The organism is Nitrosomonas sp. Nm84, from assembly GCF_003201565.1.
Taxonomy (GTDB): domain Bacteria; phylum Pseudomonadota; class Gammaproteobacteria; order Burkholderiales; family Nitrosomonadaceae; genus Nitrosomonas.
Window position 1 is genome coordinate 15,631 of record NZ_QJJP01000019.1, and the last position, 15,623, is coordinate 31,253.

The window sequence follows — 15,623 nt, forward strand, 5'->3', positions numbered from 1 at the left end:
TCAGCGACAAACTTCTTTATCATTACACAACTACTAAAGATTTTTAGAGAGCGCAGACTCAAAGGTCTGCGTTCTCCATAGCTTCCCCTGCCTCAATTAAGCAACCAAGTCCGCTGCAGTAAATACTGGCGCGCCTGTCAATTGAATCTGAAAGTCAGCAGTATTGCCATTAGCGCCGCCTACGTTCGCTTGCAGAACACCACCTGCGTAACGTACTTGTCCAGCCGCAAAAAAGGCAGCAGCACCAATAAAGTCGAAAGAATCATTAACTACGGTACCCACGACAGCATCGATTGCACTCAGGTCGATCCTGTCAGTTAAGTGCGTAAAGTCGGCGATACTATCTCTACCTGCTGCACCGGGAGTGGATTGGTTGATCGCGCTATAGTTGAAATCATCCGCACCGGCATCACCTGTCAGCGAATCGGCGCCGATTCCACCAAACAGATCGTCATTACCATTGCCACCTGAGAGTACATTATTGGCACCATTACCTGTGAGAATATTATTTGCATCATTACCCGTTCCACTGATTGCAGCCGCGCCGGTGAACTCGAGATTCTCAAGAGAGGGGTTAGTTACTAACGTCAAGGTTATCGAACTACGAACTGTATCGATACCCCCGCCAGCCAATTCAGTAATCGAATCGAGAAGACTATCAACGATATAGATATCATTATCTGCACCGCCGTTCATGGTGTCATTACCGATACCGCCAGCCAATGTATCATTGCCGTCGTTACCCGTAAGCGTATCGTTGCCGGCAGCGCCTGTCAGTACATTATTATTATTATTACCAATAAGAATATTGATCGCAGCATTGCCTGTCGCATTGATTGCATTGGCGCCCGTCAGCGTAATATTTTCAAGGTTAGGAGCAGCCGCTATTGTGAATGTCACCGAACTTTCCACCGTGTCATTACCATTTGCAACGCCAGCGGCTTCGGTAATCGTATCGGTAGTGGTATTAACCACAAAAGTGTCGTTCCCTGGACCACCAATTAATGCATCCACGCCATCCAAGCCATCCAATCGATCATTACCACCCAAACCGATCAATGTGTCATTATTGGCTGTGCCCACCAAGTTATCATCCCCGGCTGTACCGATAACTGCAATTCTATCAGTAAACTGCAGCCGCTCGACGTTACGAACCGTATCGTTACCATCGTTGATCGCTGCCACAGTAGGATTGGTATGATCAACAAATATCGTGCCATCGGCACTAACAGTCAATATATAACTGGCAAAAACATCTCGGAATACGGCTGTATCGATATTGGTACCAGCCGGTGCAATCTCAATCTTACGAATAATTCTGAGTTGATCGGGGCTGTAGGTTCCCGCTTGCATCGCTGTCCGCAACGCGCTAGTCATGTTGTCGAAACTTGCAAGCTCTGCAGTGTCAGCAACATTCCGAACGCTAATCCGAGCGTTAAGCCAAGCATCGCCATCGATGATATCATCGCCACCACGACCTTCGATCAAGTCATTGCCTGCACCGCCCAGCAAAATGTTACCGGCACTGAACGAAGTTGCGCCGCCCAGTAAGGCACTCAATCCATCAATTAGCGCAATCCTGTCAGCAGCACTATGTCCGCCGCCGACTGGATTATTGACATTATCCAGCGCATTGTTTTGTCCCGTAAGTGGGTCGACCAATTCCAATTCGACGTTGGTACGGTTATCACCGCGTACTATATCGTTAAGATTCCATCCTGATGCAGCTTCAACAAAATCATAGCGATCAACAATTTCCAAGAAGGGACCTGGCAGAATATTTCTTGTCAAATCAATATCGGCAACGACGGTGCTACCCTTGCTAAAGGCCCAATCAAAACCGCTGTCACCGTCATTTCTGTCCACGCCAGCCAGACCGTTCATCAAGTCGTCACCTCCCTCGCCCATAAATTCGTCGAGTCCGCCATTGCCGATAAAGACATCGTTGCCGCGGATTGGATCGCGTCCGAAGGGGTCAGCGTTATCGCCCGGAGCGCCAGCTGCTGTTCCGGTTTGAATCCAATCGTCACCTTCGTTACCCATCATGACTTCATTGGGTGTATTGCCAAAGATAAAATCATTACCCGGACCGGCAAAAACCTCTGAAATATCGTTACCAGTAATAACAAAGTCGCTGCCAGCGCCCCCCAAAATGAGATTGATACCGGGACCGCCATTGATGACATCGTGACCATCACCGCCTTTAATATTATCATCGCCGAACGAATCGCTAATGCGGTCGTTGCCGTCACCACCGTTGATCGAATCGTTACCGGCGCCACCTTCCAGACGGTCGTTGCCGCCGTCACCCCAGATCGTATCGTCTCCCTCGCTAGCGCGTATTCTGTCGGCATTCTCGGTACCGCCCATCACCACGTGTTGGTCGCCAGTGTAGCGAATGGTATTTGTACCCAACGTAGTATCGCGAACCAAAGCGGGTCTATTCAAGTGATTTTTCAGTGTCGCTTCATTGACATCCAACGTATCTAGATCATCCTCGATCGGACCGCTGGTACCCAGATTACCCACTTCAAAGGTATAAGCCGGTGTCGAGAAAATATCGAATGGCAAATGTTTGGTATCCGGCAAATTACGCATCACCAGTTCAGCAAATGAGTTCTCCTCCAGCTGCGTAAGAAAATCGAGACCGGCAGTACGGGCCAGATAATAGAAGCGATCGCCGTCTTGCAGGTTTTCCATTTGCGTTTCGAAAACGAAGTTGAAGGTAGTACCCAGCAATCCGCCAAATGGCGCTTGTTTTTCGGCTAAGCCACCGATCCAGAAGTCAATAGCATCTACGCCGGTAGTGGTCACTCCAGACGGCAAGCTTGCATACGCATCGAAGCCGTTTATAAAATCAACCGCATCGGCATCTGAACCACTTTCTGCACCGTCCACCAGAGCCTGAGCTGCTAAGCGCTTGTCCTCCAGTGTTGTTGCACCGGTGATACTGGTATGTGTGCCATAGGCCGCGATAAAGTTGATCAGCGATTCAGGATGCCTGATACTCAATCCGAAATCGGCCCAACTCTCGTAAGGCTGCAAAGTAGCGTTGTTCCCAGTATCTTCATAGAACATACGGCGCGCTTCATTCAATGATGGAATACCGGTATCGTGAGCACGCGTCATGTTAATCGTGGCCAAATCGAGCGGCAGGCCGACAAGATTGTTGCGCAGGGCTTCGGTAACAAATTCATCGATTTCGTTGCCGACTTGTTTGGTCATTCCTTTTACAACAGCGCCGGCGGCTTCGATATTGTTGGCGTAACCAGCGCCAAATTCGACCGGGTTTAAAAATGCCTGAATCAAACCGATGTCATTCGGCGTGCCATTCGCATTGGTTCTCGCCACTGTCTCAGTCAACATCGAATGTCCAAAGCGATAAACTACATGTGCGAATTCGGCCATAATGGCTGGGTCAATTGTGCTGTTGTAGCCGACAAAAATATCCACATTCGGCTGCACCTTGCGCGCAAACTCTTCGAACACTAAATGCTGATACTGCATCTCGGTAGCAAAGCGGGCTGCCTGGAACAGACGTTCACCGTTCCACGATCCATCCGGCAGAACCCATTGTGCTTGAAATGCAGGATCGTTGCTGTTATCGACCAATTCTTTAATAAAATCAATGGTGCGATTATGCTCGGCATGAAAAACGGTGTGCACCGTGGTTAAGCCGATATTTTCGTTACCCCGGCCATCACCAGTAATAAAATGCGCATCCAGCAATTCATCGTCATATTCGCCCGGTGCTACTGATTGCGGATCGGTAATTACGTTATCACTATCAGCTGTTTTCATTGCACCACTGGAACCGCGTGGTGCTGCGGTATGTGCAATATCATCCAGGAAGGCATGGCCGGTACGAACGACATTCGCTGGAACATTGACACCCAGTCCACCATTAGCTGTGGGATTACCTTCAAGCAAGGTATTATTTGCCAGAACGAGCTGTGCAAAACCATTATCTCCGGGAATAAACTTGCCATAAGTATCTGTCGCAAGCAATGGCAAGTTATTCAGATCAGCATCAGTAAGATTAATACCCAGCATGTTTTGCGCTTGCAATTTGATGTCACTCCATCTGGCAAGCCCATCACCGGTCGCACTATCTTCAAGCAATCGGCCCGTTGACACAGGATTATTCGCCAAATTGAACTGATACTCGCGTAAGAAAACCTGATGCGATGGATGCGATGTGTAGGTTTGATTTTGATCGACAAAAGGCGTTGTCTGGTTAATGTGTTCGTGTTCATCGTCCGCGCTCTCATCGACTAATGGTGTTGAGGGGTTGTCCCCCACAATGCCATCTGCTCCCGGCAAATTGGTCGCGCGTGTCAGCGCCATGAAGTTTGGAGCACCGGGAGTCGGATCATACAACGGATCGTCAGGCTGTAATGGAACAAATACCGTGCCACTTTGCCCCTTGTTGACAAGATCCAGTCCATGGTCGAAAAATTGACCAAATAAAGTAAACCACGAATTGAACGGTGCCGACAGCCCCACATCCGGTGTAGCATTAGGGATAAAATAAGTCTCAAACGGCGTGCCATCCATGCGTACCCCAGCAACCAACTCCGAGCCTCCTGTTTGATCCGCAGCTGCTGCGGCAGCGGGATTACCAGCTGTTTGATCAACAATCAGGTTACTAACGGTACGCGGTCTCGAGTCGAACACAAAACCTTTGGTTTGCTCGTAGTTCGTTGCACTGCCCACCGGTTGGTCTGGCGTACCAAATCCAAAAGGAACATCATCGCCGGCACGAAAGATCGGATCCGGCATCAAGCGTGGAAAAACTTGATCAGCCGCACCGAACAAAAATTGACCTGGCTGCAGGTTGTTATACGTTCCGTTAACGTTACGCAAACCATGCGGCAGCACTGGACTATCGACAAGCGACGGCAGTGCATTGAAAGTGCCTCCTTGTTGCGCTAGAGAATCACCTTCAGAAATAACAATTTGATCCAGTAAAAAATCCAAATCCGTTCTGCTGAAATTAGCCATTTTGTTTGCCTCGCAATTTAATTATTTTAAGAGTATGAGTGTTAAATTTTTTACCGGACCGGGCCCATTAATCAATCACATTAGCTAATCATTCAACAACGCTTTTGACGAGTTCCCTAATCTGCTACTTTTATTATTTAGAATCTTAGAATTCCACTTCCAATTGAACGCATACACATATAATTTATATTTAATGCACATATAATTTATATTTTACACACATATAATTCACACAAATTACACATACACTTCACATTTAATACACAATCAATGAGCGTATAAATAAGCAAAATGCTAGTTTTTATCTAAGCAATTACTTATAAATTCTAAGGATTCATTCGACTATTTCAGTTCGATCGATAATGGTATTTACAAAAACACTATTACTCATGCAGTTACTTGATATTCTGGGATGATTGAGTCAAAAATATTTAAGCGACATCTCAATTGCCAAAGCAATGTCGGTGCGAATCACTTAATTGGGAAAATTCTAAGCATTTCATTGATAGCAGTGATTTCTTCAGAGAAACACCCGCTTCTAATTACACAGAAAATTGATATTTTGTAATAAGAAGATTGCCACTCTCTCTATAACATCAACGTAATCATATTAATTGCTGCGAATCACAATCAGTACATGACTAAGTAAATGCTTAGATAAAAATTAGCCATTACTTATTTATTTATCAGACTCACACTCCTAGCATGATTGCATCATTAATTAGTAAATTCACCTAAACCAATGTATTGGAGGAAAAAACAAAACAACAAGCAAGTAAGGATGTTATGTGTAGTTTGGGCTGACAGTTTCATTAATTTATACAGAAACATAAGGGGATATCATGAAAAATGCAGAGGACGATTTTACACAAGATAACACTCCTGATAGTTTACAAGATAATACTTCCGGTCCTCCACCCAATGAATCAAGGCGCGCTTTCTTTAAGGCGACGGGTGCCACCATCCTGGCAGCACCGGCAATCTTGACCTCACCTAAAAGCGTAGCGCAAGTAATCTCAGTGTTGCCACCCAGTCCGCCAACCACGCCTTGGCTGAAAGAACTACCTGAAACGACTGACCCCTTGCAACAGACAGATCTGTTTGCAGATACGGATCGGATACCACAAGGAGATCCGAATACTGTATTCGGCGAATGCGGTCGCACCAAACACCAACGGTGGGATGAATTTTTTGGCAACCCGGTGCTGCAGCCAGATCAGGCAGATGTTTATGAATTGAAGGTCGAAGCGATTACTGATCATGAATTTCATCCGGATTATCCCAAACAGCTTGCATGGGGCTATGTGGGCCATACCGCTAGCGATAGCGATCACCTCAATCCTACAATCTTTGCGCGCTATGGACGCCCAATTCTTCTCCGCTTGCGTAACGAGTTGCCACAGAATCATGTCGGTTTCGGCACACCTGAGATCAGCATACATCTACACAATCTGCACGCGCCTTCTGAAAGCGACGGTTTCCCGGGTGACTATTTCAGTCCGATAAAATCCGGACCAACTCTCGGCGCGCCGGGGCTATTCAAAGATCATTTCTACCCCAATGTTTATGCCGGGTACGACGAATTTCCCAAAGACGCCAATAATCCCGTCGGTGGAGACAAGCGTGAGGCGCTGGGAACGTTGTGGTACCACGATCACACGCTGGACTTTACCGCAGGCAATGCGAACCGCGGCATCGCAGCCTTTTACCTGCTGTTCGACGATCTCGATTCGGGCGACGAACATGACCCCAATCCAGCCGCCTTGCGGCTGCCGAGCCATCCCTACGATTATCCGCTGATATTCCAGGACAAACGTTTCGGCGGAGTGGGCACTGTCACTGAGGGTATCCATGTATTCGATGATTTTGATCCGGAGGGCACCCTGGGCGACAAAATCACGGTCAATGGCATGATCGAACCCGTGCTGAAAGTAGCCAATCGCAAGTATCGCTTCCGTTTGCTGAATGCAGGGCCGAGCCGGTTCTATCAGTTTTATCTGGTCAGTGCCACCAATGTGATACAACAATTCACCTACATTGCCAACGACGGCAATCTTCTGCCCAAACCACTCTTTAATCGAGCCAATGTCCGATTAGGCGTGGCCGAGCGCGGCGACATCGTCGTGGATTTCTCCCAATATCCAGTGGGAACGGAACTTTATCTCGTCAACCGACTGGTGCAGGATAAAACCCGCGGGCCAAGCGGCGTCAAAGCACCAGGCATGCGCGTACTCAAGATCATTGTCGATCGTGAGCCTCCCGAACCCGATGTCAGTCAGGTACCAAGCACCTTACGCAAGATACGCAGACCAACTCTGACCGAAATCGCTGCGGCACCCATAAGAAAATGGGTATTTGCGCGCAAAAACGGCATGTGGTCGATCAATGATAAGTTTGTCAACGTCAACTCCCCGGGCGCTCAAATAGCGATAGGCAATTCGGAAATATGGGAACTGCATAATCCGTCCGGCGGTTGGAGTCATCCTGTTCATATCCATTTTGAAGAAGGCATCATCCTCAACAAATTTGTGGATGGAATCGAAGTACCCATACCCGCACACGAGAGAGGACGCAAAGATGTCTACGTTTTAGGGCCGAACACACGTCTGAGAGTGTTTCTGCGTTTCCGTGATTTCCATGGCAAGTATGTGATGCACTGCCACAACATGATCCATGAAGACCACGCCATGATGGTGCGTTGGGACATTGTGGAATAACAGGAGGCTATATCATGAACAAAGAAAAAACCATCATGAATACGCGCAGAGAAATACTGGCCGGCATGGGTGTGGCCGCATTGGGTTTGATTGGCTTGAATGCAGCGTGGCAAAGACTGAACAGCAAGATGCCAAGTACTACGGCTAACTGGGACGGAAGGGATACCCTGAGCGCCACGCCGTTTCCAAACGTAACGCTGTATACGCATGAAGGAGAAGCCGTCAGATTCTACGATGACCTGATTCGCGATAAAGTTGTCGCCATTAATATGATGTATGCCCAGTGCGCCGGCATCTGTCCAAAAGCAACAGCCAATCTGCTGCAAGTGCAGAACATGCTGGGCGAGCGTGTGGGACGCGATGTCTTTATGTACTCCATCACCTTACAACCGGAACAGGATTCTCCCAAAAAACTTAAGCAATACACCGATCAGTATGGCATAAAAGCTGGTTGGAAGTTTCTTACCGGCGCACCGGAAGATATCGAATTGGTTCGCTTCCAGCTCGGTTTCTTTGAACGTGAAATCGATCTTGATCAAGTGAAAGAAAATCATACCGGGATGGTACGCATTGGTAACGATGCGCTCAAACGCTGGAGCATGGCCCCCGCCTTGTCTGAACCGCAGCAGATCATGGCCACCATTAATCACCTTGATCCAAAGGTGGTACATACTTTCCATGAAAAGCATGGGTAGGGAAATTCTGGATAAGTCAAATACTACCGGCAAAGCTGGCGGTATTTGACTGTAGCTGCGGCATTAGAAACAAGCACAAAATAGCTTTTACTTGTTTTCTTATTATTTCCTCGACTTAGCACGATGAACTTCTGTTTCTTCAATAATTTGCGCATCTTCAATGACAGTCGTTTGACCATCATCAGTTTGTGTTTTTGAATCATCGTGTTGCTGAGTTGCACGTTCATATTTCCTGCGCAGCCACCAGAATCGTGTTCCGACTACCGCAACTGCAACCGCGAGTAACGCCAGAAAGGCCGCAAAAAAGAAAATGCCGATCAGTATCAGGACAACAACAGCCGGAATGAGCATTGCATAGGTAATCCAGCGGTTGACAGGCGAAATCGGTACCTGCTGATATTCTCCTGATTCATTCTGGCGGTATTCGGAAACCTTGCTGATAATAATTTTTCTCTGTTCATCGTTCATTGCATCAGCTCCTCTATTTCGTCTATCTTTTTAGGTGCTGCCATGGTTAAAATTTCATGGCCAGCTGGAGTGACAATAACATCGTCTTCAATTCGTACCCCAATATTCCAGAAATGTTCCGGAATATTATCCGCCGGGCGAATATAGCAACCCGGCTCAACGGTCAATACCATGCCTACTTGCAATAAGCGCCATTCGCCTTTTTGCTTGTATTCACCGACATCATGCACATCCATTCCCAACCAATGCCCGGTTCGGTGCATATAAAAACGTTTGTAATCTCCCGATTCCAGCACCGCATCTACACTGCCCTGACATAATCCCAGGTCAATAAAACCTTGCGCCAATACGTGTAGCGCCGCCTGGTGCGGGTCGTTCCAGTTATTTCCCGGTTGCACCTGAGCAATGGCCGCAAGCTGCGCAGCCAGAACCAGTTGATAAACATCTTTCTGCGCAGCGGTAAATTTGCCGTTCACCGGGAATGTCCGCGTAATATCCGAAGCATAACCGTCAAGTTCGCAGCCTGCGTCGATCAGCAATAAATCGCCCGACTTCAGTTCGGCATTATTCTGCACATAATGTAACACACAGGCGTTGGCCCCTCCTGCCACAATGGAAGTATAGGCTGGCGCCTGTGCGCCGTGCCGGCAGAAGGTATAGAGCAATTCAGCTTCGATTTCATACTCACGCATGCCTGGGCAAGTTGTTTGCATCGCACGTTGATGCGCTTGTGTTGAGATATCTGCCGCTCGCTGCATGATTTGCAATTCATCCGTATCTTTGATCAGCCGCATTTCATCGAGCAACCTGCGGCAATCATGAATTTCTCCCGGTGCGGCAATGCCAGTGCGCGTTTGTTCACGTACCCGGTTTAACCAACCAACAATGCGTTGATCCCACGCAGGATCGTGTCCGAATGCGGCATGAACGATAGGTTGATCAGCCAATAATTGAGGCAGTAATTCATCCAGTTTGGAAATCGGATACGCCTCATCAAAACCAAAGATATCTTTAGCGGCTGCCGGGCCATAACGAAAACCATCCCATATCTCGCGTTCCTGGTCTTTTTCTCGGCAAAATAAAATATCTTTTGCTGGCGCTTGATCGCTGGCAGCAACTATCACCAACACGGCACCGGGTTCACGAAAACCCGTCAAATAATAAAAATAGCTGTCAAACCGGTAAGGATAGTGCGCATCACGATTGCGTACCTGTTCCGGAGCCGTCGGAATAATTGCGATACCGGATCGCATATTAGCTGCCAGCAGCCGCCGGCGTGCAATAAAGTGTTGGAATTGCGTCATAAGTACATATCTAAAGTATTTCTAAATTAATAGGCTGTTGGAAAAATCTCTGCATTGCTTCAAAAATGTTTTGCAACGACCCGCTACTTGCAAATTAGTCCCCATGTAAGGATCTAAGTTGCTTATCCAGTAATTCAAGCCGTTCCGGCGTTCCCACATCGACCCATTGCTCGGAAAAGTACTCACCACTCACTTTTCCCTCTTGCATCGCCTGCCGCAGTAAGGGTGCCAGTTTCGCGGGCAAGCCTGGTTTTATAGTATTAAAAAGCGGGGGCCGGTAAATGCCGATGCCACTAAAAGTCAGCTTGCTATTTCCTGTCAACATCACCCGATCCTCCTGCAACGCAAAATCACCTGCGGCATGATGTGGTGGATTGTCTACCAAAACTAGGTGCGCAAGCCGCTGATTCGTATTCGATTGCATCCTATGCATAGTCGGCAGCAGCGCCGCATAATCCATGTCACAGTAAATATCCGCGTTGACAACCAGAAATGGCAAGGTATTGGATTCATCCGTCAGCAGTGGCAAAGCATTGGCTATTCCCCCGGCTGTTTCCAGAACATTTTTTTCAGGCGAGTATTGAATGTTAACACCATACCGCTCACCATGACCCAATGCATTTTCAATCATTTCACCAAGATACGCATGGTTTATGACAATATCGACAAACCCCGCACGTGCCAGGTTTTTCAACTGATATTCAATCAATGCATAGCCACCCACCTTCAACAAAGGCTTGGGCAAAGCATCCGTCAGCGGGCGCATACGTTCTCCGCGCCCGGCTGCGAGAATCATCGCTTTATAGGGAACACTACTAGAAGGTGTAGCCAATTTTTTGTTCCGGAATTGCATGCAGTTCATCCAGTAGGTTATGCAATAGATGAAGCTCCGAGTAGCGCTCACACGCTTTACGTAAATATTCCATCACCAGCGGCATATCGTTCAGATAATTCGCCTTGCCATCGCGGTAATTCAGACGGGCAAAAATCCCCAAGATCTTAATATGCCGCTGCACGCCCATCCATTCAAAATCCCGGTAAAATTCCGCGAAATCAGCAGATACCGGTAACCCGGCCTTGCGGGCTTTTTCCCAATAACGAATCGTCCAATCCAGAATCTGCTCCTCATCCCATCGGATATACGCATCCTTGAGCAACGACACCAAATCATACGTAATCGGGCCAACCACAGCATCCTGGAAATCGATAATACCGGGATTCGGGGATGTCACCATTAGATTACGGGAATGATAATCGCGATGCACCAAGACTCTGGATTGCGCAAGATTGTTTTGTATAATCCGCGTAAAAATTGACTGCAGCACGGCTTGCTGCTTCTCCGATAAATCTTTCTGCAAATGTTGCGCAATATACCAATCCGGAAACAAATTGAGTTCTCTCCGCAATAATGCCTCATCGTAACCAGGCAAACCTTCTACCTGCGGCGACAATTGCAACTTAACGAGTGCATCAATCGCATCGCCATAAAGCTGATCAGCGCTATCCGCTTGATCATTGAGCGCCTGCAGGAAAGTGGTATGACCCAGATCCGACAACAATAAAAAACCCTGATCCAAATTTTGCGCCAGTATTTTTGGCACATGCACACCGGTTACAGCAAGAATCTCCGCCACGTGCAGAAATGGTGTACAGTCTTCATGCTGGGGCGGCGCATCCATGACAATAACAGTCCGATCATCCAAGGAGACACGAAAATATCGCCGAAAACTGGCATCCGCAGACGCCGGTTGCAGCGTAAATGGCCGTTTCGGGAATTGCGCTCTCACCCAATTTTCAAGTAGTTGTTTACGTTCCATTCATGCACCCGGAAATTAACTGTTATTTAGATAAATCATCGAGGTACTCAGTTATTCATCCATTGAAAATAGCATGGCAGAATGCTTATCCATCCTTAAAACTGGAACCCTTGGCAATAACAGTGGATAATTCGATGTTGTAACGATATATTTCACAGTATGGAATTTTATCACGTAGCCGTCACAATCAGCTGACCAAGTAGTGCGTCAATCAATCAGGAGAACAACAATGCTTAACAAAAACATAGTCGACGAAATCAATGCCAAAGTCAGCGAAATTCTACAAAATAGTCCGGCAAAAGATATCGAGAAAAATATTAAGATCTTGTTATCGGGCGCCTTTACCCGGCTTGATTTAGTTACGCGTGATGAATTTGATGTACAGCAGCAAGTCTTGCAACGCACTCGCGAGAAGCTCATGATTCTTGAAGGTAAAGTCTCCGAATTGGAAACGCAACTGGGCAAATCCGCGCACCAATCAACTCATGCGCATGCGACATCGCATCCGGCAAAAGAAAAGCAAGATCATGAAGACATGCACGACAAATAAATAAGGTTTTTATTTACAAACCCTTATTACTATATTAATCGTCGCCCGCATCAACGCGCTCGCGCATCGCCATTTCGCACATGTCACTCGCCGTTCTGTATAGCCGAGCACTCTCAGGAATACAAGCACCGCTGGTGACAGTGGAAACACATATCGCCAACGGCTTGCCCAGTTTTACCATCGTCGGGCTGCCTGACACTGAAGTCAAGGAAAGCAAAGATCGCGTCAGGGCGGCACTGCAAAATGCGCAATTCAAAATCCCGCCACAGCGCATTACCATCAATCTGGCACCTGCCGATCTGCCTAAGGAAAGCGGGCGTTTTGATTTACCCATCGCACTCGGTATTCTGGCGGCAACCGGCCAAATTCCCAAGGACAAATTAGACCAGTATGAATGGGCAGGTGAACTCGCTTTAACCGGTGAATTGCGCCCGATACATGGCGCATTGGCGATGACCTACAGCGCATCCCAATCGGGCCGCAGCTTTGTATTGCCGCAACAAAATGCCGCCGAAGCCGCATTGGTAAAAAAAGCCACGATCTATGCCGCCAAGTCATTGCTACAAATATGCGCCCATTTGAGCGGACATGAACCGCTACAAATCTATCAAAACACACTCGAAAACAGCATTGAAGCGGATGATGCGACTTATCCCGATCTCGATGAAGTCAAAGGTCAAGCGCACGCGAAACGCGCATTGGAAATTGCCGCTGCCGGAGGTCACAGTCTTCTGATGATCGGCCCGCCCGGCACCGGAAAATCCATGCTGGCTGTACGCTTCCCCGGCATTCTGCCACCGATGACCGAAACGGAAGCACTGGAGTCCGCCGCCATACAGTCACTCAGTTACGGCAGTTTCAATATCGACAACTGGAAGCGCCGCCCCTTCCGCTCCCCGCATCACACGGCATCCGGCATTGCGCTGGTGGGCGGTGGCAGCCAACCCCGCCCCGGTGAAATCTCGCTGGCGATGCATGGCGTGTTATTTTTGGACGAATTGGCGGAGTTTGACCGTAAGGTACTGGAAGTGCTGCGCGAACCCCTAGAGTCCGGAAAAATCACCATCTCGCGCGCCGCTCGCCAAGCTGAATTCCCGGCACAATTCCAATTGGTAGCCGCCATGAATCCCTGCCCCTGCGGCTATCTGGGCCATCCGAGCGGCAAATGTCACTGCACACCTGATCAAGTCGCTCGCTATCGTGGCAGGATTTCAGGCCCTTTATTGGATCGCATCGATATACAAATCGAAGTTCCAGCGGTTCCGCAGCAAGAATTGATGAAGCAACAGTTACCGGGTGAGAAAAGCAGCATCATTCGCCAACGCGTTGAAAAATCACACCGACTGCAACTCGACCGACAGGGAAAAACCAATAGCCGATTGAGCGTTAAAGAAATTGACCAACATTGCGCTTTGGATACCGTCAGCGAAAACCTGCTGAAACAAGCCATCAGCCGTTTGAACCTGTCCGCCCGGGCGTATCATCGCATTCTTAAAGTCGCCCGAACGATTGCGGATTTATCCGGCATTGAGAAAATCAACAATCAGCATATTGCAGAAGCGATTCAGTATCGCAGGCTGGATAAGCGTTAAAAAACCATTCTTTATTAAAAACCTAACCGATAGGACCACCTCAAATTTCGACCCCAAGGATCAGAAACGTGTCCGGTGGCTACAAGTTAGCTGCAACAAGGTAGTTAATCCCTTTGTTTATGCACATCTATCAAAATGTGTGCGACATTTTGGGAGAAATTGAATCTGATATTTTCTTACATTGGTTAGATTTTCATAGAAAGATTAGGAAGTTTTGCCGCCATCTCCATGGAAAAACAGTCATAGTTTCAGATTCCAGGCACGGGGAGCAGCCTTCACTTGGCACTAAACACTACGAAATCTGCCAAACCTATGATCAAGAAATTCAAGCCACAACGATGGACGCGCTTGCTGCCAGATTGCGTTGCATGTTTCAAAACCAAAAGAAAAAGCGCCCTGAAGTGAGTGCTTTTTTGTTTCACTCGTGCTTTGCGAACTACAGCCGTCTGCTGACGACAAACAGCGAACTAAATGCAACCGTCGACGCTTGGTTGTAGTCTGGCCACTTGTTCGGCAAGCAGACATCGTTGTAGTTCGAAAGGAAATTCCTCAGACCATTGGTCTGAATACGATACGAGCCTACGTTGGCGTCATAAAACTGAAAAGTCCCGGCATTTTCACGAACCAGCGCAACCATATGCTGCCTTTTCCAAAATCCGATCAACAAGGCTTTCACATGCAGGTTGTCGTTGCGCGACATATACCCCGTGACTCTGTCAAAGCTCAAATTCGCTTGGCTGGCATCGTCGAATGTCAAACCGAAGGATGCGCCCATTTGAATATAGACGGCGTTGGCTGAACTGCCGCGTTGGTTGAACTGGTGGTTTGCAATGCCATTGCGGCACGGGTCGCGCGTAGCGCGGAATTGCTGGCAACGACATTGCCGTCAGCGATGCGCTGGAAGTCACTGCGAAACGTGACGGAACTCAATTGTTCTTTCAGCCACAGGATCGCCATTTCTCCGCACAAACCATGACCCGCATCGCCTTCAACCATGGGAATCGTGTAACGCTGTTGCGATTTTGAGAGCTTTGTACCGTAACGTCTCAAGGTTTCGAACATTTTGCTGCCTTGTTCCAAGAAAGACTTTTCAATAAACTTGACCGCTGCCGAATATTTTTGTTGTTTGGCGATAGGAATTTCTCGAATTTCAGCCCTGACCTCATCCCAGCCGATATCCTGATTCAGGCGCTCGTTCAACAATTTGCGCAGACGACTAAATGAACTCTTGGTTTGGAAGCGATTGGTGGCGCCAGTCAGGCGCGGAGCCAGATGAAAACCTTGTCCGCCTTCTGCCAGTTTCAGATCAAGGTTATCCAAAAAGGTTTGGTCGATCAGCACGTTTTCTTCTTTTCTTAGAATCGCTGTGTTAAGTTAAAGCGCATCCAATCAGGCGTTCCAGTTGTCGCTGTGGCGAACGGACTATGCAATTCAGCACTTAGATTGACAGTTCGCATTAGCTTCATTCTCTCATCC

11 protein-coding genes are annotated in these 15,623 nt (G+C 47.9%); 4 read left to right on the forward strand and 7 right to left on the reverse strand.

The window, feature by feature from the left end; translation table 11 throughout:
• Positions 1-96: 96 nt before the first annotated feature.
• Positions 97-5,004 carry a peroxidase family protein gene (locus C8R34_RS10385; RefSeq protein ID WP_110340436.1) on the reverse strand — a complete coding sequence of 1,636 codons (4,908 nt, stop codon included), beginning with the start codon at positions 5,002-5,004 and terminating at the stop codon, positions 97-99.
• An 842-nt stretch (positions 5,005-5,846) separates the two neighbouring features.
• Here C8R34_RS10385 and C8R34_RS10390 point away from each other — a divergent pair.
• Both C8R34_RS10390 and C8R34_RS10395 read left to right on the forward strand, forming a co-directional pair.
• Positions 5,847-7,721 (forward strand): multicopper oxidase family protein, encoded by a 1,875-nt coding sequence (locus tag C8R34_RS10390; RefSeq protein WP_110340438.1) that lies wholly within the window; start codon positions 5,847-5,849, stop codon positions 7,719-7,721.
• A gap of 14 nt (positions 7,722-7,735) precedes the next feature.
• Positions 7,736-8,416, forward strand: coding sequence for an SCO family protein (locus C8R34_RS10395; protein ID WP_207896467.1), 681 nt, complete (start codon positions 7,736-7,738; stop codon positions 8,414-8,416).
• A 102-nt stretch (positions 8,417-8,518) separates the two neighbouring features.
• On the opposite strand, the gene C8R34_RS10400 is transcribed toward C8R34_RS10395, so the two are convergent.
• From C8R34_RS10400 to C8R34_RS10415, 4 genes are all read right to left on the reverse strand, one after another.
• The gene (locus C8R34_RS10400; RefSeq protein ID WP_110340440.1) at positions 8,519-8,884 is read right to left on the reverse strand and encodes a hypothetical protein; all 366 of its coding nucleotides are present in this window, start codon (positions 8,882-8,884) and stop codon (positions 8,519-8,521) included.
• Positions 8,881-10,188 carry a Xaa-Pro aminopeptidase gene (gene pepP, locus C8R34_RS10405; RefSeq protein ID WP_110340442.1) on the reverse strand — a complete coding sequence of 436 codons (1,308 nt, stop codon included), beginning with the start codon at positions 10,186-10,188 and terminating at the stop codon, positions 8,881-8,883. Before pepP ends, C8R34_RS10400 begins: the two co-directional genes overlap by 4 nt.
• A gap of 94 nt (positions 10,189-10,282) precedes the next feature.
• Positions 10,283-10,984 carry an N-acetylmuramate alpha-1-phosphate uridylyltransferase MurU gene (gene murU, locus C8R34_RS10410; protein ID WP_110340510.1) on the reverse strand — a complete coding sequence of 234 codons (702 nt, stop codon included), beginning with the start codon at positions 10,982-10,984 and terminating at the stop codon, positions 10,283-10,285.
• 19 nt (positions 10,985-11,003) lie between these two features.
• Positions 11,004-12,005 carry an aminoglycoside phosphotransferase family protein gene (locus C8R34_RS10415; RefSeq protein WP_110340444.1) on the reverse strand — a complete coding sequence of 334 codons (1,002 nt, stop codon included), beginning with the start codon at positions 12,003-12,005 and terminating at the stop codon, positions 11,004-11,006.
• 229 nt (positions 12,006-12,234) lie between these two features.
• Here C8R34_RS10415 and C8R34_RS10420 point away from each other — a divergent pair, with 229 nt between their 5' ends.
• Both C8R34_RS10420 and C8R34_RS10425 read left to right on the forward strand, forming a co-directional pair.
• A complete protein-coding gene (locus tag C8R34_RS10420; RefSeq protein ID WP_110340446.1) occupies positions 12,235-12,555 on the forward strand; it encodes an accessory factor UbiK family protein in 321 nt (106 codons plus the stop codon).
• Between the two features lie 80 nt (positions 12,556-12,635).
• A complete protein-coding gene (locus C8R34_RS10425; RefSeq protein ID WP_110340448.1) occupies positions 12,636-14,147 on the forward strand; it encodes a YifB family Mg chelatase-like AAA ATPase in 1,512 nt (503 codons plus the stop codon).
• Positions 14,148-14,583: 436 nt separating this feature from the next.
• Here the strand turns inward: C8R34_RS10425 and C8R34_RS10430 are convergent, their stop codons facing one another.
• Both C8R34_RS10430 and C8R34_RS10435 read right to left on the reverse strand, forming a co-directional pair.
• Entirely contained in the window at positions 14,584-14,922 is a 339-nt protein-coding gene (locus C8R34_RS10430) for a hypothetical protein (RefSeq protein WP_110340450.1), read from the reverse strand.
• Positions 14,901-15,488 (reverse strand): hypothetical protein, encoded by a 588-nt coding sequence (locus tag C8R34_RS10435; protein ID WP_110340452.1) that lies wholly within the window; start codon positions 15,486-15,488, stop codon positions 14,901-14,903. The genes C8R34_RS10430 and C8R34_RS10435 overlap by 22 nt, the downstream gene beginning before the upstream one ends.
• Between the last annotated feature and the right edge of the window lie 135 nt (positions 15,489-15,623).